At 29.9% G+C, this 20,010-nt stretch carries 19 protein-coding genes, 1 riboswitch and 1 other annotated feature; of the genes, 15 read left to right on the forward strand and 4 right to left on the reverse strand.

Features of this window, described 5'->3' with window-relative positions:
• Positions 1–40: 40 nt before the first annotated feature.
• Positions 41–226: a hypothetical protein gene (locus L3B96_RS17250; protein ID WP_011967415.1), complete on the reverse strand. Its 186-nt coding sequence runs from the start codon at positions 224–226 to the stop codon at positions 41–43.
• A gap of 112 nt (positions 227–338) precedes the next feature.
• Between L3B96_RS17250 and L3B96_RS17255 the strand changes: the two genes are divergently transcribed.
• The 15 genes from L3B96_RS17255 to L3B96_RS17325 all read left to right on the forward strand — a co-directional run bounded on the left by L3B96_RS17255 (position 339) and on the right by L3B96_RS17325 (position 17,292).
• Positions 339–914 (forward strand): nucleoside recognition domain-containing protein, encoded by a 576-nt coding sequence (locus L3B96_RS17255; RefSeq protein WP_023975936.1) that lies wholly within the window; start codon positions 339–341, stop codon positions 912–914.
• A gap of 53 nt (positions 915–967) precedes the next feature.
• On the forward strand, positions 968–1,489 hold the full coding sequence (locus L3B96_RS17260; RefSeq protein ID WP_238948182.1) for a nucleoside recognition domain-containing protein: 522 nt from the start codon (positions 968–970) through the stop codon (positions 1,487–1,489).
• A 116-nt stretch (positions 1,490–1,605) separates the two neighbouring features.
• Positions 1,606–2,850, forward strand: coding sequence for an aminopeptidase P family protein (locus L3B96_RS17265; RefSeq protein WP_238948183.1), 1,245 nt, complete (start codon positions 1,606–1,608; stop codon positions 2,848–2,850).
• A 107-nt stretch (positions 2,851–2,957) separates the two neighbouring features.
• Positions 2,958–4,733 carry an aminopeptidase P family protein gene (locus tag L3B96_RS17270; RefSeq protein WP_238948184.1) on the forward strand — a complete coding sequence of 592 codons (1,776 nt, stop codon included), beginning with the start codon at positions 2,958–2,960 and terminating at the stop codon, positions 4,731–4,733.
• Positions 4,734–4,879: 146 nt separating this feature from the next.
• Positions 4,880–5,123: a binding site (T-box leader), on the forward strand.
• A 265-nt stretch (positions 5,124–5,388) separates the two neighbouring features.
• Complete coding sequence (gene metG, locus L3B96_RS17275; RefSeq protein WP_238948185.1) at positions 5,389–7,326, forward strand: methionine--tRNA ligase; 1,938 nt, start codon at positions 5,389–5,391, stop codon at positions 7,324–7,326.
• Between the two features lie 358 nt (positions 7,327–7,684).
• Positions 7,685–8,470, forward strand: coding sequence for a TatD family hydrolase (locus L3B96_RS17280; RefSeq protein ID WP_026015684.1), 786 nt, complete (start codon positions 7,685–7,687; stop codon positions 8,468–8,470).
• Positions 8,471–8,765: 295 nt separating this feature from the next.
• Positions 8,766–9,818, forward strand: a complete 1,053-nt coding sequence (locus tag L3B96_RS17285) for a 3D domain-containing protein (protein WP_011967422.1) — start codon at positions 8,766–8,768, stop codon at positions 9,816–9,818.
• A 162-nt stretch (positions 9,819–9,980) separates the two neighbouring features.
• Positions 9,981–10,538 carry a ribonuclease M5 gene (rnmV, locus tag L3B96_RS17290; RefSeq protein WP_238948186.1) on the forward strand — a complete coding sequence of 186 codons (558 nt, stop codon included), beginning with the start codon at positions 9,981–9,983 and terminating at the stop codon, positions 10,536–10,538.
• Positions 10,539–11,384: a 16S rRNA (adenine(1518)-N(6)/adenine(1519)-N(6))-dimethyltransferase RsmA gene (rsmA, locus tag L3B96_RS17295; protein WP_011967424.1), complete on the forward strand. Its 846-nt coding sequence runs from the start codon at positions 10,539–10,541 to the stop codon at positions 11,382–11,384. It begins immediately after the preceding gene.
• 169 nt (positions 11,385–11,553) lie between these two features.
• Positions 11,554–13,713 carry a hypothetical protein gene (locus L3B96_RS17300; protein WP_238948187.1) on the forward strand — a complete coding sequence of 720 codons (2,160 nt, stop codon included), beginning with the start codon at positions 11,554–11,556 and terminating at the stop codon, positions 13,711–13,713.
• A gap of 11 nt (positions 13,714–13,724) precedes the next feature.
• The gene (locus L3B96_RS17305) at positions 13,725–14,297 is read left to right on the forward strand and encodes a hypothetical protein (protein WP_011967426.1); all 573 of its coding nucleotides are present in this window, start codon (positions 13,725–13,727) and stop codon (positions 14,295–14,297) included.
• Between the two features lie 219 nt (positions 14,298–14,516).
• Positions 14,517–15,287, forward strand: coding sequence for a prolipoprotein diacylglyceryl transferase (locus L3B96_RS17310; protein WP_077854027.1), 771 nt, complete (start codon positions 14,517–14,519; stop codon positions 15,285–15,287).
• Positions 15,277–16,113 (forward strand): hypothetical protein, encoded by an 837-nt coding sequence (locus tag L3B96_RS17315; RefSeq protein WP_011967428.1) that lies wholly within the window; start codon positions 15,277–15,279, stop codon positions 16,111–16,113. The genes L3B96_RS17310 and L3B96_RS17315 overlap by 11 nt, the downstream gene beginning before the upstream one ends.
• 18 nt (positions 16,114–16,131) lie before the next feature.
• Positions 16,132–16,971, forward strand: coding sequence for an Mrp/NBP35 family ATP-binding protein (locus L3B96_RS17320; protein WP_238948188.1), 840 nt, complete (start codon positions 16,132–16,134; stop codon positions 16,969–16,971).
• 129 nt (positions 16,972–17,100) lie between these two features.
• Entirely contained in the window at positions 17,101–17,292 is a 192-nt protein-coding gene (locus tag L3B96_RS17325) for a ferredoxin (RefSeq protein ID WP_011967430.1), read from the forward strand.
• 230 nt (positions 17,293–17,522) lie between these two features.
• Here the strand turns inward: L3B96_RS17325 and thiT are convergent, their stop codons facing one another.
• From thiT to L3B96_RS17340, 3 genes are all read right to left on the reverse strand, one after another.
• A complete protein-coding gene (gene thiT / locus L3B96_RS17330; protein ID WP_017209520.1) occupies positions 17,523–18,200 on the reverse strand; it encodes an energy-coupled thiamine transporter ThiT in 678 nt (225 codons plus the stop codon).
• Positions 18,201–18,255: 55 nt separating this feature from the next.
• A riboswitch (TPP riboswitch) is annotated at positions 18,256–18,356 on the reverse strand.
• A gap of 35 nt (positions 18,357–18,391) precedes the next feature.
• Positions 18,392–18,598: a hypothetical protein gene (locus L3B96_RS17335; protein ID WP_238948189.1), complete on the reverse strand. Its 207-nt coding sequence runs from the start codon at positions 18,596–18,598 to the stop codon at positions 18,392–18,394.
• Positions 18,599–18,759: 161 nt separating this feature from the next.
• Positions 18,760–19,608, reverse strand: coding sequence for a DegV family protein (locus L3B96_RS17340; protein WP_238948190.1), 849 nt, complete (start codon positions 19,606–19,608; stop codon positions 18,760–18,762).
• Positions 19,609–20,010 lie beyond the last annotated feature (402 nt).

Genomic DNA, 20,010 nt, shown 5'->3' on the forward strand with positions numbered 1-20,010 from the left:
TCAATGTAGTTTTTAATATATTGAGACATACCTATTTTATTTAAAGGATTCCTTCGTTTTTTAGAATATCTTCTAATTTCTGAACTCTATTTGATAAACAAATAAACTTTTCTTTTAACTGTTCTTTTGACGGTTCATCATTGCTTATAACTTTTTCCATGTCTTCTACAGTCTTTAGAGCTTCTTCTACATCTTGTTGAGCTATCTTTAAATTTGAATCGTTCATAAAAATTCTCCTTAAAATAATATAATTATGTTTAGTAATTATATCCTATCACTACTAAAAAATAAGTGCAAGGAATATAAATGTAAAGAATAACTATACTATGGGGGAGAATATGATAAATTATATTTGGTTTTTTCTAATATTTTTTGGAATTCTAGTTGGATTATTGACTGGAAATGGAGAGCTTATTTCCAAAGCAATAATTAGTTCGTCAGGTAATACTGTAACTTTTATAATTGAACTTACAGGAATAATGTGCTTTTGGTGTGGAGTTATGAAGGTTGCGGAAAATAGCGGACTCACTGAAAAATTATCAAAGTTATTAAAGCCTATTCTTAAAAGAATTTTTAAAGAGGCTGCAAAGGATGAAAGGGCTTTAGGTGCTATTGTTATGAATCTTACGGCTAATATGATGGGATTGTCAAATGCAGCAACCCCTTTTGGAATAAAGGCGATGGAAGAAATGGATAGACTTAATTCAGATAAAGAAACAGCCTCAAATGATATGGCGCTTTTTCTTGTCTTAAATGCTACATGTATACAGTTAGTTCCATCGACGATAATATCTATAAGAGCAGCATGTAACTCGGTTAATCCTGGAATAATAATATTGCCAACGATAGCATCAACGGCAACAGCTGCAATAGTTGGAGTAATATGCTGCAAGATATTACAGAAATATTTTTAGAAATCTCAACACTAGAATTTAATTAGAAATGCTTCAAGGAGGATTATAGAATTATGTTTAATTACTTAAGTAAAAGCATAATACCAATAATATTTTTACTTATAATAACATATGGTATGTTCAAAGGAAGAAAGGTTTATGAATGGTTTATAGAGGGTGCTAAGGACGGATTGATGGTAACCTTAAGAATATTTCCATATCTTTTAGCTATGATAATTGCAGTGCAAGTATTTAGAGAGGCAAAATTAATGGATTTACTAAATAATCTAATTGCTCCACTTGCAAATTTAATAGGATTACCTAAAGATCTAATACCATTACTAATAATAAAACCACTGTCAGGAAGTGGTGCAATTGGTGTGTTTACAGATATAATAAAAAGTTTAGGACCAGATACAAGAACAGGTCTTATAGCGTCAGTTGTAATGGGAAGCACAGAAACTATATTTTATACAATTACAGTGTATTTTGGAGCAATTAAGGTAAAAAAGATAAGGCATACTTTATGGGCAGCAGTATTTGCTGATGCAACAGCAATAATTATGGCTATATTTATGGTAAATATATATTTTTAAAATAACAAGTTTAATTATTTGATAAAATTTGTTAGTCAGAATATTTATTAGTTAGAATCATTGGAGTATTATATTAACATAGGAATATATTTTAATAGTAGAAAAGAGGCTAAATTATGAATAAAGATACTTATATAGAAAACAGAAGCAAACTTATGAATAGTGTAGAAGATAATTCAGTAATGATATTATTTGCAGGTAAACCAGCTAAAAAGACTGGAGATGAATTCTATCAATTTACTCCAGATAAGAACTTTTATTATTTAACAGGAATACAAGAAGACGGACATTTGGTTGTATTATCTAAATATAATAATATAGTAAGTGAAAAGTTATTTTTGACAGATTTAGATTTGGATAAAGAAATGTGGAGTGGAAAAACATTAAGAGATTTTGAGGGAAAAGAGATATCTGGAATAAATGATGTATCTTATATGAAGGAGTTTACTTCCTACCTAAATGTATTAATAAAGGGAAAAGAAAAAGTTAATTTGTATCTAGATTTGGATAGAGAAGAGTTTGAAGAAAGTGATTCTGTATCAAATAGATTTGCAAAAGAGATTATTAGTAAGTATCCACATATTAATATAAAGAATTTTACAAGTATAATTGCACCTCTAAGAATGGTTAAGTCTGAGAATGAGATAAAAGAAATGAGGAAAGCAATAGAAATAACTATTGAAGGTGTAAAGTCTTTAATGAAAAATGTGAAGGCTGGAATGAAGGAATATGAAATCGAGGCTTATTTTGATTTTGAATGCAAAACAAGAGGCGTTAAAGATTATGCTTTTAGAACAATAGCAGCAGCAGGGAAAAATGCAACAATACTTCATTATGTAGATAATAGCAGTGAGTTAAAAGATGGAGATTTAATTCTATTTGATCTTGGAGCTCAATGGAATTTATATAATGCAGATATAACAAGGGCATTCCCTATAAATGGTAAGTTCACTCAAAGACAAAAGGAAGTTTATGAAGCTGTACTTAGAGTTAATAAAGCAGTAATTGAAAGAATAAAGCCTGGAGTGGATTCAAGAGAATTAAATGTATGGGCTAAAGATTTAATTGCACAAGAATGTATTGGATTAGGGCTTATAAAAGAGAAATCAGAAGTTAACAGATATTATTGGCATAAAATAGGTCACAGTTTAGGCCTAGATACTCATGATTTAGGTATACTTGGTAGAGAATTTACATTTGCAGAAGGAATGGTATTTACAGTGGAACCAGGTATATATATAGCTGAAGAAAATATAGGCATAAGAATTGAAGATGATATTTTAGTTACTAAAGATGGATGTGAAGTTTTAACTAAGAACATGATTAAGGAAATTGATGAAATCGAAGAATTCATGAAATAATATATTGTTGCCAAAATAAGAACCTAATAAGATTAAGATACATATATGTGTTTACTTATTAGGTCTTATGACGTTCTTAAAAAATATATTTAAAAGAGGGAATAAATATGAGAGTATCAGAAAGAATACAAAAATTAAGAGAAATAATGAAAAAAGAGAATATAGATTATTATATAGTGCCAAGTGAAGATTTTCATCAAAGTGAATATGTGGCTGAATGTTTTAAGTCTAGAGCATATATAACAGGATTTACTGGTTCAGCAGGAACAGCATTGATCGGAATGGAAAAAGCAATACTATGGACAGATGGAAGATACTTTATACAAGCCAATGAACAATTAAAAGATTCTGGAGTAGAGCTTTTTAAGATGAGAATTCCTGGATGGCCGACTTTAGAAGAGTGGTTGATGGAAAATATGATGGATGGCCAAACTTTAGGTTTTGATGGAAGAGTATTATCGGTTAATCAATATAAAGAAATTCTAAAAATAAAAGAAAATAAAAATATAAACATAGTAATGAATAAAGACTTAATTGAAGAAGTATGGGAAGATAAGCCTAAAATGCCCAAAGAAAAAGTTTTTTTGCATGAAGTAAAGTATTGCGGAAAAACCGCAAATGAAAAGATTCAAGAAGTAAGAAATGAAATGAAAAAGCTATGTGGAAAGTCATATATAATATCATCATTAGATGATATAGCATGGATTTTTAATATTAGAGGAAATGATGTAAAGTATACACCAGTAACTTTAGCATATGCATTAATTGATGAAGAGAAAGCTATGCTATACATAGATGGAGAAAAGATATCATCTGCTGATGAAAAAACATTAACTAAAGAAGGCATAATAATAAAAAATTATGAGGATATATTTGAAGATATAAAAGAAGTACAAGATAGTGTTATATTAGACCCAAGTAAAATAAGTGCGTATATATACAATCAGATTAATAAAAGAATAAAGAAGATAGAAGAAATAAATATAACTACAAAATTAAAGGCCATAAAGAATAAGAAGGAAATAGAAAATCTTAAAAATTGTCAACTTAAAGATGGAGTTGCAATGGTAAGGTTTATTAAGTGGATCAAAGAAGGTCTAGATAAGGAAGATATAACAGAGATCACCTTAGCGGAAAAGTTATGTGATTTTAGGAGTCAAGGAGATTTATTTATTGAGGAAAGCTTTGGAACAATTGCAGGATATAAAGAACATGCAGCGATGATGCATTATTCTGCAACAGAAGAAAGTGCATATAAGTTAGAAAAAGAAGGAATATTGTTAGTCGATAGCGGTGGACAATATTTTGATGGGACTACAGATATAACACGTAGCATTGTTTTGGGAAAATTAACTGAAGAAGAAAAACGAGATTTTACGCTGGTTCTAAAAGCACATATCAACCTTATGAAAGCAAAATTTTTAAAAGGAACTACAGGATCCAATATAGATATTTTAAGTAGAAGAGTTTTATGGGAAGAAGGAATAGATTACAAATGTGGAACAGGTCATGGGGTTGGATTCTGCTTAAGTGTTCACGAAGGTCCACAAACAATAAGGCCAGTACCGAATACAATAGAATTAGAACCGGGAATGATATTAACTAATGAGCCAGGAATATATAGAGAAGGCAAACATGGAATAAGGACAGAAAATATTATGCTAGTTGTTGAGGACGAAAGAAATGCTGAGTTTGGAGAATTTTATAAATTCGAAACCATGTCATATTGTCCAATAGACTTAGATGGAATTAATGTTCAATTGCTGACAGAGGATGAAAAAGAATGGCTAAATAATTATCATAAAGAGACTTATGATAAATTAAGTCCATTCTTGAGTGATAGTGAAAAACAATTTCTTAAGGAATCAACTAAGGAAATATAATTTAAACATTATAAATAGGTTATTGCACTTGAGAGCAACAAATAGTATAATGTAAATAATTTGGGGATTAATATATATTATAGGTTAAAATTTTGCATATAATATTGAAAGAAGATAGTCTCTTAAGTAAACTACTAATAATTAAATAGAATGCTATGAAGAGAAGAGTAGTAAAAGAATCATTCCATAAGAGAGCTAATATATGCTGAAAGTTAGCGTTTGTGAATTTTATGAAGATGGTCTCAGAGCATGTTTCCTGAGTCAAAATTATTTGGTTAGGGAAATACGGAAGCGACCGTTATATTGCAGGGTGATGTTGGTCACCTACTGAGTTATTTGCTGTGAGGTAAATAAGAATTAGAGTGGTAACACGTATAATACGTCTCTATATAGGTTTTAATACTTATATAGAGATTTTTTTGTGCTTATGAAAAGATTAAAAGATAGAGCCAAGATAATTTGAAGATAAAAACATGAAGACGATAATAATCTTTAGAATATATATTCTAATATTCTAATATTCTAATATTCTGAAGAATATGCTTGAAAAATGCGGGCTGGATATGTTATGACACAATATATAGAAGGTAAAAATTAATATTATGATAGAAAAATAGCAATAAATAATTGCTTTAATATAAGGAGGACACAAATAATGTGTACAGATTGTAAAAAAACATATTATATTACGACACCAATTTATTATCCATCAACAAAGCTTCATATAGGTAATACCTATACAACTGTAGCTGCTGATGCTTTAGCAAGATTTAAGAGATTAACAGGCTATGATGTAATGTTCTTAACAGGAACAGATGAACATGGTCAAAAGATCCAAAGAATAGCTGAAGAAAAAGGAATAACACCAAAACAACACGTAGATGAAGTTGTTGCTGGTATTAAGGATCTTTGGAGCATGATGAATATAAGTTATGATAAGTTCATTAGAACTACTGATGATTATCATATTAAAGCTGTTCAAGACATATTTAAGAGATTATATGATCAAGGAGATATATATAAGAGTTCTTATGAAGGGTGGTATTGCACGCCTTGTGAATCTTTTTGGACTGATACGCAATTAGTTAATGGAAACTGTCCTGATTGCGGAAGACCAGTTGAGAAATCAAAGGAAGAAGCATATTTCTTCAAGATGAGCAAGTATGCTGATAAATTAATTAAATATATTGAAGACCATCCAGAGTTCATTCAACCAGAATCAAGAAAAAATGAAATGCTAAATAATTTCTTAAAACCAGGTCTTCAAGATCTTTGTGTTTCAAGAACAAGCTTCAACTGGGGAGTACCTGTAACTTTTGATGAAAGTCATGTTGTATATGTTTGGATTGATGCATTATCAAACTATATTACTGCCCTTGGATATGGCCAAGAAAATAAAGATTTATATAATAAATATTGGCCAGCAGATGTACATCTAATAGGAAAAGATATTTTAAGATTCCATACTATTTATTGGCCAATAATGTTAATGGCGCTAGATCTACCTCTTCCAAAGCAAGTTTTCGGTCATGGATGGCTACTTGTTGATGGTGGGAAAATGTCAAAATCTAAAGGTAATGTAGTAGATCCAGTTGTTCTTGTAAATGAATTTGGAGTTGATCCTGTAAGATATTATTTATTAAAAGAAATTCCATTTGGAGCAGATGGATTATTTAATAATGAAATATTTATAAAGAAAATAAATTCAGACCTTTGTAATGATTTAGGTAATCTTTTATCAAGAACAGTTGCAATGGTTGAAAAATATTTTGGTGGAGAAATGCCAGCTCAAGATGAAAAAGAAGCTATTGATGATGAATTAATAAATTTAGCATTATCAGCACCAGCTAAAATTGAGGAGGCAATAAACGAATTAAATATACCTCAAGCTTTAGAATATGTTTTTGAATTAATAAGAAGAGCAAACAAATATATAGATGAAACAACTCCATGGATATTAGCTAAAGATGAAAGTAAAAAGGCTAGACTTGGAACAGTTCTTTATAATTTAGCCGAAAGCTTAAGATTTGCATCAGTAATGATTTCAGCGTTCTTGCCAGAAACATCTAAGAAGATTAATGAGCAAATTAATACTACAGAAATTTCATGGGAATCATTAAAGTCATTTGATGGAATTAAGGCAGGAACTAAGGTAGTAAAGGCTGACAACTTATTCCCAAGAATAGATGTAGATAAGAAATTAGAAGAATTAGAAGCTTTAAAGGCTGCTCAAACACCAGCTAAGAGAGAAATTACACCTATAAAAGAAGAAATAACAATAGATGATTTTGAAAAGGTTGATTTAAGAGTAGTAAAAGTATTAGCATGTGAACCAATAAAGGGAGCTAAGAAACTATTAAAATTAAAAGTTGATTTAGGTGGAGAAGAAAGACAAGTGGTTTCTGGAATATCTAAGTTCTATAAACCAGAAGAAATAGTAGGTAAAAATGTAGTTTTAGTTGCTAACTTAAAGCCAGTAAAACTTAGAGGCGAATTATCACAAGGAATGATTTTATGTGCTGCAACAGATGATGACAGTATATTAAAAGCAGTGGATCCAGGTGAGATTCCAACAGGTAGCATTGTAAGATAATTATAAAAAATAGAACGTCTCACTTAGGGGAGTGAGACGTTCATTAACCATACTAAATAAATGGTTAAAAGGGGTAAATAATAATGCTTTAACTACTTTACAATATTAATTTTAATGCATTAATATGTCATTTAAGTGTCAAATAATAAATTCGTAAAAAAATTAGTATTTACGAATTTATTTTTATTTTAATTGCTATGATTTGCATTTGATCATATAGTTTTAAGTAAAGCTATCATAAAGAGGTATAAGTAATAATTTTATGTTATTATTTAAATAAGTAATCCTAAATTTAAATGCAGTAGTTTTAGAATATGACAATTTGGAAATAATGTTAATAGGAAAGGAATATTGGTTTATGAATCAAAAATTTAAAATAATAGATAGTCATGCTCATTATGATGATGAAGCTTTTAATGAAGATAGGGAGTCCTTGCTAAATGAGATTAATCAAAATGGAGTTATTGGAATCCTAAATTGCGCATCATCATATGATAGTTTAAAAACAACAGATCAACTAACTAAAGATCATAATTTTATCTTTGGAGCTTTAGGAATACATCCGGAAAATGCGAATGAGATGAAAGGCGATACACTAGATGAAATTAAATCTTATATTAAGAATAATGACAAAATAGTAGCTATTGGGGAGATTGGATTAGACTATTATTGGGATGAAAATCCACCTAAAGATATTCAAAAGGATGTATTTAGAAGTCATATGAATTTAGCTAAAGAACTAAATTATCCAGTTGTTATTCATGATAGAGATGCACATCAAGACACATTAGAAATAATTAAGGAATTCCCAGAAGTTACAGGTGTAGTTCACTGTTTTTCAGGGAGTGTAGAATTTGCAAGGGAATGCGTAAAACTAGGATATTATATAGGAATAACAGGTGTTGTTACATTTAAAAATGCAAAAAAAGTTGTTGAAGTAGTTAGAGAAATCCCTTTAGAAAAAATACTTGTAGAAACTGATTGCCCGTATATGGCACCTGAACCAAACAGAGGAAAGAGAAATAAATCAGACTATATTGAATATATAATAACTAAGATAGCAGAAATTAAGAATATTGACCCTTATGAGGCAAATTTGAGATTTAACGAGAATTTTTTTAGATTGATAAGAAAGGAAAAATAAGGTAAAATATTAAATGTACACTTTAAATATAATTTCTGTATTCAACATAAAGTAAATCTAATATTAAACTGAAATTATCATTAAGTTTAATAAATGTTTCTATAATTTCATATCATTAAATTTTTAATTTCATAATGAAGTAATATTAAATACCGCTATCATTTTTATATATTATATTTTATGCACAAAGTGCATTATTACAATGCTTCATTATATTGCAAGAGTTTACTAATTTGACAAGTCTAGAATATTAATATATAATTCAAAAGACACTCTTGCCAAAGGAGGGAAAATAATGATAGAAAAATTGAGACAATTTATTAGGCAAAGTTTTTCTAACGGTCCGAAGGCAAAAATTATAATTGGAACAATTGCGATAGCATTTGTAGTTGTTACAGCAGTGACTATAATGAGCATAAGAAAAACGCTCGTAATAAGTATAGACGGTAAAGAAGCGACTTTTGTCACTTACAAGGGGACTGTTAAAGGTGTGTTGCAAGAAAATGGGATAGAAGTATCGCCTAAAGATAAAGTGCAACCGTCCTTGGAATCCAAAGTATCTGAAAAAGAAACTATTAAAGTAAAAAAGGCTGTTCCAGTAGATATTAAGGCTGGTGGAATGGAAGTACAATTGCAAACGGCAGAGGATACGGTTGAGGATATGCTGGATGCAGAGAAAAATACATTAAAAGATCAAGGAATAGAATTTGACAAAGACGTAGATGAAGTATCACCATCCCTAGAGTCTAAGTTAGAGGGTAACGAAAGTGTCCAACTTGTCAAAGTGGAAACAAAAGATGTCACCGAAAAACAGCCAATTAACTTCGATACAATTGTAGAAAAAGATGAAAATTTGGACAGTAGTGTTCAGAAGGTTAAGAGTGAAGGAGTTAATGGTGAGAAACAAATTACTTATCAAATAATATATAAAGATGGGGTAGAAATTTCTCGTAATGTAAAGAGTACTAAAACCATATTGGAACCACAAAATGAAGTTGTGGTCAAAGGAACTGGTCAAGTGTACGCAAGCAGAGGTGGAGACAGAATAACTTATAAGAAAAAGATTAATTGCACAGCAACAGCTTATAGTAACCATTCTACTACAGCTACAGGAAGAACGCCTGTTAGAAATCAAGGTGGTATGAGTACGATTGCAGTAGATCCATCCGTAATACCACTAGGAAGTAAAGTATATGTGGAAGGGTATGGATATGCAATTGCATCAGATACAGGTGGTGCTATAAAGGGCGACAGAATTGACATATACCTTAATTCGTCAAATGAATGTGATTCGTGGGGAAGAAGACCAGTTGATGTATTAGTAGTTGCTTACCCAGGGCAATGGTAAGCTATTTTAAGAGATAACAGATGTTATCTCTATTTTTTTCTTTGAATTTGTGGATGTTTTATCATATTATTAGAAATGAGATAAAATAAATTTAAGGCTATTTTATGGTATAGATATATGAATGCAATAAAGTAATTATTAATAAAGAAAGGAAGTAACACATTGATAAAAGAAGTAATAGTCGTTGAGGGTAGAGATGACGTTGACGCTGTAAAGAAAGCTATAGATGCAGAAATAATCGCTGTAGGAGGATTTGGAATAAATGCAAAGGTCATAGCAAGAATACAGGAGGCCCAGAAAAGAAAAGGGGTAATTGTATTAACAGACCCAGATTTTGCAGGGGAAAAAATAAGAAGAATAATAGCAAAAAGAGTTAAAGGAATAAAACATGCATATATTGCAAAAGAAGATGGACTTAAGAACGGAGATATTGGAGTAGAAAATGCATGCCCAGAAGTTATTTTGAAGGCGCTTGAAATGGCAAAGATAACACAAGAAGAAAAACAATCATTTTTTACTATGCAGGATATGTTTTATTTCAAGCTTACAGGAGATAATACTTCAAAGATTAGAAGAAATATTCTTGGTAAGTTATTAGGAATAGGTTATGGAAATGCGGCGCAGATGGTTTCTAGATTAAATAATTATGGAATAACTAAAGAAGAATTTACTAATGCTATAAAAGAAATAGAAAAACAATTGGAAGTAGGTAAGAAATAAATGGATTTAAAAGATATAAAAACTCAGGAACTAGTCAAAAAATATAATTTTAAGTTCTCAAAAAGCCTTGGGCAAAATTTCTTGGTTGATGATTCTGTTCTTGATGATATAGTTAATGGAGCAGAAGTTAACAATGAAGATTTTATTATAGAGATTGGACCAGGTGTAGGTACGCTTACCGCTCAACTTTTGATGAAAGCTAAAAAAGTAACATCTATTGAATTAGATAATGATTTAATTCCGATACTTGAGCAAGAGTTGGGGGAGCACAAGAATTTTAGTTTAATACATAAAGATGCACTTAAAGTGGATTTTAATGAACTTATTGGAGATGAGAAAAGTGTTAAGCTTGTAGCAAATCTTCCATACTATGTTACAACCCCTATAATAGTTAAGCTTCTAAAAGGTGGATATAATTTTAAATCATTAACTATAATGATTCAAAAGGAAGTTGCAGAGAGAATTAATGCTGAACCTAATTGTAAGGAATATGGTGCATTGTCGGTTTTAGTTCAGTATTATTGTAATACAGACATAATAAGGAAGGTACCACCAACTTGTTTTATTCCTAGACCAAAGGTTGAATCTATAGTAATAAGACTAGATAGATTAGATGAACCAAGAGTTAAAACTAAGGATATCAATATTATGTTTGAGATTGTAAGAGCAGGTTTCAATATGAGAAGAAAAACTTTATGGAATGCAGCAAAAACATTAAAAGTAGATAAAGAGAAATTAGAAGAAGCATTTAAGAAATCAGGAATTGATCCTAAGAGAAGAGCTGAAACATTAACATTAGAAGAATTTGCGGCCTTATCAGATTGTATATATGATATAAGAAACTAAAAGGTGGAGAATGAGTAATTATTGAATTATTCGTTCTCTACTTTTTAGTTTCTATTAAAATTGCTGGGCTATATAGAGTATGAAAATATAGAAAAGTATTAGTTAAATCATAATTCTAATTTCCAAACATATACTATATGGAATAAATATATGTGGAGGGAATATAGGGTTGGCACACAACAAATTGTATAGAAACTTTATAATATTACAAGAAGATGAAAGAGGATATTCTCAATCTAATGATAAAGCTTTGTCTGGATATGCTAAGGTGGAGGCTAAAGGTGATAAGTGTAAAATCTCATTTTATGCGCAGAATCTTAGGCAGGAAGATAATTATTCCATGGTACTTATATGTTGTAAGAAGGATTTAAAACAATTAATTGATATTGGACCTTTAGCAATAAATGAAGTCGGAAAAGGAGATACTAGCAAAGAATATTATGTAAATAACATAGCTAGTCTTGGAATATCTTATGAAAAAATATCTGGTGCTGCTATATGTAGGGTAAAAGATAATGAAACAGAATTTGTAATGCATGGTTTTATGAATGGAGAAGAATCTGCTGATAATTGGAGAAAGTTTAAGATTATAAAAGCTGATTCTAGGAAATATGTTGATAAAACAACATTACAAACTAAGGAAAAAGAAAATTTGACTGTAAGTACATTAAATAAAACTATCACTCAATCAGGTACGAAAGAGGATGAATTAGTAAAGGCACCTAAATTACAAGATGAATCAGTTGAACGAAAAAAAGATGATATTGATCTTCAACCTAAAGCGAACATAGAATCTAAAGTTGAAGATAAACAAAATAGGATTCCAGAAGATCATCAAAACATAACTGAAACTATAGATAATTTAGATGAGGAAAGAAACAAGAATAAAGAGAGCAAAAAATGTGAGAAAGATTATAAACATGACAAGTGCGATAAGCATGATAAAGAAGGTAAATATGATAAGTGTGATAAACACGATAAATGTGATAAAGAAGACAAATATGATAAGTGTGATAAACACGATAAATGCGATAAAGAAGAAAAATACGATAAGTGTGATAAACATGATAAATGTGATAAAGAAGATAAGTGCGATAAACATGACAAATATGATAAAGCGGATAAATATGATAAGTACGACAAATATGATAAATGGGATAAAGATGAAAAATATAATAAGTGTGATAAATATGATAAACATGATAAGTATGACTATTTCGAAAAAGAAGAAGATATAGATGATGTTATTGGTAAAATAGCTAAGAAATTAGATACTTATGATGGTGTAATAGATCTAAAAGTAAGTCATCACATGTATGAAGATGTTATAGTATATGGATTTATAAAGGATAAGAAGAATCATAATTCTAAATGGAAGAAATTCAAATTAGAAAAGAAATGTAGAAATGAAAATCAGGATATAGATAATGTGCAAGTTAGCTCTAGGAGAATAGAAGAAAACTTTAAATTGGATAAATTGAATGACGTGGATACATCAGACAGAATGGACATAATAGATTTCGATGAATATGAAAATAATATTCAACAAGGAAATTTAGGTGGAGCCACAGGAGCAAATGATACATCTACGATGAATACGACTGGTACAGTGGAGTCTATGGAGCAAGGTAACTCAAATACTGGAATGGGCCAGGTTGATGCAGGAACAATGTGGCAACCATGGTCAGGGAACTCGGCAAATCAGACTAGCACAGGAGATATGAACCAGACAGGCACTAATACTGTAACAGATCAAACATCATCAAATGCTGGAATGAATCAAATGAACACAGGAACAATGGGACAGCCAGAGACTAGCGGTGAAACCGGAGGCATGGGACAGCTAGACTTAAATATGGGAGATACATCAAATGAAAATAATAATAATCAAAATGCCTCAAATCAGGGATTCACTATAAGTGGAGATATAGGTAAGTATTTTGAGAAGTTAGCACAAGATTTTAAACCGTTTATTGGAAAATTGAATGATATAAACTTCTGTAAGTGGTATAAAATCATTGTAAATGGTATAGAAGATTTATCAAATGATTCAAATTATAACAAATATACATTAGCATATTATCCAATGTTAAATTATTATCCTTACATTAGTAAAACAGGACATTTCTTATTAGGATATAAATGTAATAAAGATGGAGAAATGCAATATATTATATATGCAATACCAGGAAGCAAAGAAAAAAATGATCAACCGTATGGTGGAAGAACAGGTTTCGTAACATGGACTAATGATGGTAATAATGGCCAAGGATATTGGTTGATGTTCTATGATTTTAAAAATTCTTCAATCGTAATTCCGGCAAGATAGAGAACATTGTTATGAATAAGAAGCAGTTGATTGTTACGTCAATATTGTTATCATTGATGTTGATACTGGTCATAACCCAGGGCTTCTTTAAAGAAAATTTCGAACAGGTAATTCTTATGGATCAGGGGATAAGCAAATTTAAAGAATATTCTTTTGACGATAATAAATATGTTATATCTCTGCCAAGTGAATGGAATGTGGAGGAAAAAGAAAGTAAAGGGCAATATGTGAGTTATGAATTGGATTTTAAAGACAAAAATAATAAGCTTACTGGTTTATTGCAAGTAGTAAATACCAAAGAGGATATAAACGTGTTTGCAGAAAAAGATTTAAATAGTCAATGCCTAGAATATTATAATTCAGAATTAACATCTTTTAAAAATTCCTATAATTCTGGGGTATTAGTTAAATATGAAACAAAAGTAAAGAATGGATATGATTTTAACAATGAATGCTATTATCTAAATTTAGGAGAAGGTAAAACAGCAAAGATATTATTTAATCTTAAGTCAAAGGATTATAAGGATAATATGAAGACTATTTTAAATACGATTATTTCAAGTATTAAATCATCTCAAAGTTGAAATTAGCCAATTTATTGTATATAAAGTTTTATGGATTATAAGTGGTTAATATGAAAAGACTACATTATATGTTTGATATAAAATATATAATTGTGTGAATGTTGAGTTGATGAGTTAAATAAGATTTGCCAAGGATAAGCATAAGTATTATAATTTAAGTATCAAGGAGAGGCCAGAATAGCTTCTCCTTGATACTTATTTGACGTTTGGAGGCGAGCAATGAGGATAATATTATTTGAGATATTTGGGATACAAATAAAGAGTTATGGATTAATGATTGCAATTGGAATAATAGTTGCAGCTGCTATATTTATAAATAAAGGAAAGAAAAAAGGCTATGATGAGGATTCTTTATTAAATTTAGTAATTTTAGCTGTAATAGGTGGAGCGCTTGGTGGAAAGGGATTATTTATATTAACTGAGATTAAAGATATTATTAAAGAGCCAAGCATATTACTGAACTTTGGATATGGATTTGTTATATATGGTGCCATAGGTGGAGGAGCCTTGGCTATGTACTTATATTCTAGGAAAAAGTCTTGGAACATTGTTGAAATGTTGGATATGACGGTTCCAGGTCTTGCAATAGCCCAAGGTTTTGGTAGAATTGGATGTTTTCTGGCTGGATGTTGTTATGGAGCAGAAACCAAATTACCAATAGGTGTTACATTTCCAAAAGGATCTTTAGCACCAGCAGGAATACACGTGCATCCAACGCAAATTTATTCATCAATATTTGACTTTTTGCTAGGATTTATACTTTTGTACTATAGTAAGAAAGAAAAACAAACAGGAAAGATAGTGGGACTATATTTAATAGTATATAGTATAGGTAGATTTTTAGTAGAGTTTTTAAGAGATGATCCAAGAGGGAGTATCGGGATTCTATCAACATCACAATTTATCGCAATATTTACTTTGGTGATTGGTATTGTTGTATTTAATAACCATAGGATTTTCAAAGGAGCGAAGAAGAACAGTGAGAAATAGTAAGTTTTTAACAATAGTTTTACCATTGGTATTGGTCTCTAGTATGATGCTCTCAGGATGTAGCTTCATTGATAATATAGAAGTTAAAATGAATCTTAAAAATCAACAATTTGATTATATAAAGCAAAATAAGGTGGATAAAATTATTATACAAAGTGTTAGAGATAGTGGATTTAGGTTTGTAGTTAATGATCCTAAAGCCATAGATGACATTTACAAGATTTTATCAGATGGAAGTGAAGTTTCAAAGAAAAGCTCATTAGATCCAGATTATATTTTTGAGGTGTGTACCGGAGATGAAGTGAGAAAGTATCAGTATGTAGTTGGAGCTAACGAACATGGGACAGGAAACTTTTATGATGACGATAAGGCATTTTCAGTACCTAAAAATTTAGAGAATACAATAATGCAAAATCTTTCATTCATAAGAAAGCCAAGAGACTTTAATTATATATATTATCAATCAATATTAAAAGTTATTGATAAGAAAAAAGATAGCTTATCCAACGGAAACAAAGTTGGAGTGAACATAGCTGGAGATACAGATTGTTTGAAATACATATTTTCTGTGGATTTAGAAGATTTTAAGAAAAGTTTGAACAAAACTTTACCTAGTGTTGATTTAGTAAACAATAATTATGAAGATTTTGATACAATAATTAAAGTAAAAAATAGAGGATATAATAGTACTGTTTTCAAAACACTAATAACAGTAGATAATAAAAAGGATAATTCCTTTGAAAGTTACTATGTAACGGCAGAATATAATTATAAAGACTGGGATATTAAAATAAGTGAGCCTAATAAGGTCCCACAAGATTGGTAAGTAAAGGAGCATATATAAATGAGTTGTGAAAGTTGTAAAAGTAAAGACACATGTCAATCTAAAGGAACAGGATGTAGTGAAGAAAGTTTAAAGTTAATATCCAGATATGGAAATATTAAAAATGTTATAGGTATTATAAGTGGAAAAGGTGGAGTTGGTAAATCAACTGTAACTGGAATGATGGCAAGTATGTTATCTAAGAAGGGATATAAAGTAGGAGTGTTGGATGCAGATATTACAGGTCCATCTATGCCTAGATTTTTTGGGGTTAACAATAAAAGAGCTAAAATAATTCCATTAGAAAATGATATGGTAAAATTTGAGCCAGTGGAAACAGAAAGCGGGATAAAAATAATCTCCATGAATCTTTTAACAGCGGTAGAAGATGAACCTGTAATCTGGAGAGGACCTGTAATTACAGGGGTGTTAAAGCAGATGTTTGTAGAAACTAATTGGGAAGAGCTTGACTATTTACTTATAGATATGCCACCAGGTACAGGAGATATTGCTTTAACTGTAATGCAGGAATTCCCTATTGATGAAATTGTAATAGTTTCTACACCACAAGATATGGTGTCCATGATAGTCAAGAAAGTTGTTATTATGGCCCAAAAGATAGGAGTGAAGATTAAGGGCGTAGTAGAGAACATGGCATATATAAACTGTCCAGATTGTGATAAAAAGATACGAGTATTTAGCAGAAAGTCATCAGAAGAAAATGCGGAGTATCTTGGAATTCATTTAATAGGAGAGTTACCAATTAATATTGAACTTACAGAAGCATTGGAGCAAGGAAAAGCAGAGGAATACGTTAAGGAGAATCCGCTATATTCACTAATATTTGAAGGATTGTATTAAAAGAAAACTTCTTTTCCTTATACTATATTTATTTCATCATTTTAAATTATATTATTAAATATACATAACTTAATATTTCTTGGGAAATAATAAGCTTGTAATTTGATATTAGAGGAGATGAAGTAAACCATGAAACCAAAAGTAGATAAAGATACTTGTATAGCTTGCGGATTATGTCCATCTATATGTCCAGAGTGCTTTGACATGCAAGATGATGGAAAAGCAGGAGCTATAGTTGATGAAGTTCCAGAAGGTTGTGTAGATGAGGCAAAAGAAGCAGAAGAAAGCTGTCCAGTAAATGCAATTGAAATAGAAGAATAAAATTTGATTGCAAAATACAACTAAAACGTCTAAAATAAATAATTTATAAATAATAGTTATTTATTATTTGATCAAAAATAGGATTAATTTTGTTTTATAAAACAAAATTAATCCTATTTTTATTCTATATATTTTGCATTAATAAGCTTAAAATGCTGATAAGTGAAATTTTTAGTTACTAAGTATGGCTTCGAAACTAATTGTATATATAAATTGTTTTATATATACAATTAGTTTGAAATAGTATTTACTGATGATGCATGAAAAATTCTTTCTATAGGAAGAACGGCTAAAATTACTAAGCATATGATTCCTTCTATTCCAATCATTGGACCATTAACAAGTAAAGAATAAACTACTGGGGACATCCCTTCTGGGGCAAATGACCCGAAGAAAACTATACCAGAAATAAGATGACATAAAAATCTGACCAGTATTGCAATACTCACTCCAACTAATCTTCTTTGTTTGAAGAATCCGGCAAGACCTAATGCTGTAAAGGGCAATGGATAATCAAATAAAACTTGAACCGGATGTAGTATATATGGATCCAGTATTAGGGTTATTACACCATAAAGAAATCCTGTTAAACATCCGACTTCAGGACCGTATATGAATGCTATGAGCAATACTGGTATCATGCTGCCTAAAGTTATGCTACCACCTTGAGGAAAATGATATAATCTTAGCATTTTTAATATAGTGGCTAACGCTAATGCTATACCAATTCTAGCAATTAGTTCTGGCGTGAATTTTATCTTTTTTGCCTTAGCTAATGCTATAAGTAGTAAAATACATCCTAATAAAGTTATAATGGACATTGGACTTGCAAGAATATCTTGAATGTTTTGGGAGAAATTCTGGAAAAGTTTAGAAAATTGTTCGATCCAATCATTAAAAATTGACATAAAAAAAACCTCCTTAATTGTGCTCGGAGATTATCAACCAAATAAATAGTTTAAAGTTTTTAAGAGGTTGCATTCCCTACGCTAGAATTAACTAGATCAGGTTTTAAGGGTTTATGAATATCAAATCTCAGCCTCTCGGCTCCCCTAGCACATTATAAATATATTACACTTATACTATTTTATACCTATTATTATAGATAGTCAATTACATTGTATGTGCTAAATTTGTTATTATTACTTAAATTGGAATGTGAATTTGAGCTAGAAGCAATCAAATTTATAGAGTGATGTGGGATTGTGCTATTTGGTAATCTATTTGATGAAATGGTGAAGATATCATCATTTCTATTAACAATAGTAGCATCTTTATATGTTGAATCTAATATAAAATCTTTCATAATAACAAAACAGTCCTTTCAGTAAAGATTTCTTTGTTATTATTATTTACAAGTAGAAAAGTAAGTATACCTGTAAAAGGCTAAAGAGCTAAATAAAAAATATGAATTTTAATATTTAGCTCTTTAATTATGAGTAAATAGTTAACATAGATATTTTTTGATTAATCTAATCTTTCAACTATAAATCCAACAAGACCAGGTCCAGTATGAACGCCAAGAGCAGGTCCTATTGATCCGCCTAAGGTACATTCAATTAGATTAGGAAGATCTTTTATAGAATCATAAAGCATTTTAGATTTTTCAGGTGCATCCCCATCTAAAATCCAAACTTTACACTTATGATTTTCTAGATAACTTATTAATATATTTGTTAATTTAGATATGCATTGCTTTATGCCTCTTATTTTACAAACTGTATGATATATACCATCATCTCCAACAGTAATAATAGGCTTTAAATTGAGCACGCCCGCTATAGTTCCGGCAACTTTACCAACTCGTCCTCCCTTTATTAAGTATTCTAATGTATCTATTGTAAAAAACACATCAATCTTATCTCTAAATGAAGGTAAAGTTATCACTATTTCATCAAAGGATTTTTCTTGCTTTATTAGGTTTAGAGTTTCAATGACCATAGCTCCTTCTGACATGGTTAAAGTCATAGAATCAAATACAAAAGTTTTCACTTCAGGGACATTTTCAGATGCAAGTCTTGCAGAGTTATAAGCGCCAGAAAGGCCACTTGATATTGTTATAATAATTGCATGTGTATATCCTTCGTTTTTTACTTGCTCTAAAGCAAATGTAAAATCATCAACACCAGGTAAGGAAGTTTTGGGTATCTCCTTAGGCAAATATTCATATAGGGCCTTTGGCGTTATATCTATTCCATCAATATACTCTTTATCAGAGAATATAATTTTAAACGGGACTATTTTAATATTATTTTCTATTACGAAATTTGTATTCAAATCAGAAGCACTATCAGTTATTAATGCTATTTTATCCATCTTAGTTCCTCCTAGAAATATATAGTCTTAGTTTAATTATAACACTATTTGTAAAAAATACATTTCTTATATATTACTTAAAGAAATAATTTATATTATATTTATAGATAATAAACTATGTTTTTCATAAAACTTTTTGGTTCGCACAAGATGATAATTTACAGTAAATTTTAATCAATTTAACTTTTTAGAACACATATAATAATAATTTTCTTATAGTTTGTTATGAAAAAATACTATAAATCATAGTAAATTACAACAATAAAGATTATCTACAATAAGTCAAACATAAAAAAGTCGTAAAAATTGAATAAATCGAAAGATAATAGGATATAAATTGAGATAATTAAAATCTAGTGGTTTAAAAATAAAAAATTAGAAGTGTTGCTAATGAATACCTAA

This window comes from Clostridium sp. YIM B02569 (genome assembly GCF_022320765.1).
Classification (GTDB): Bacteria; Bacillota; Clostridia; order Clostridiales; family Clostridiaceae; genus Clostridium; species Clostridium beijerinckii.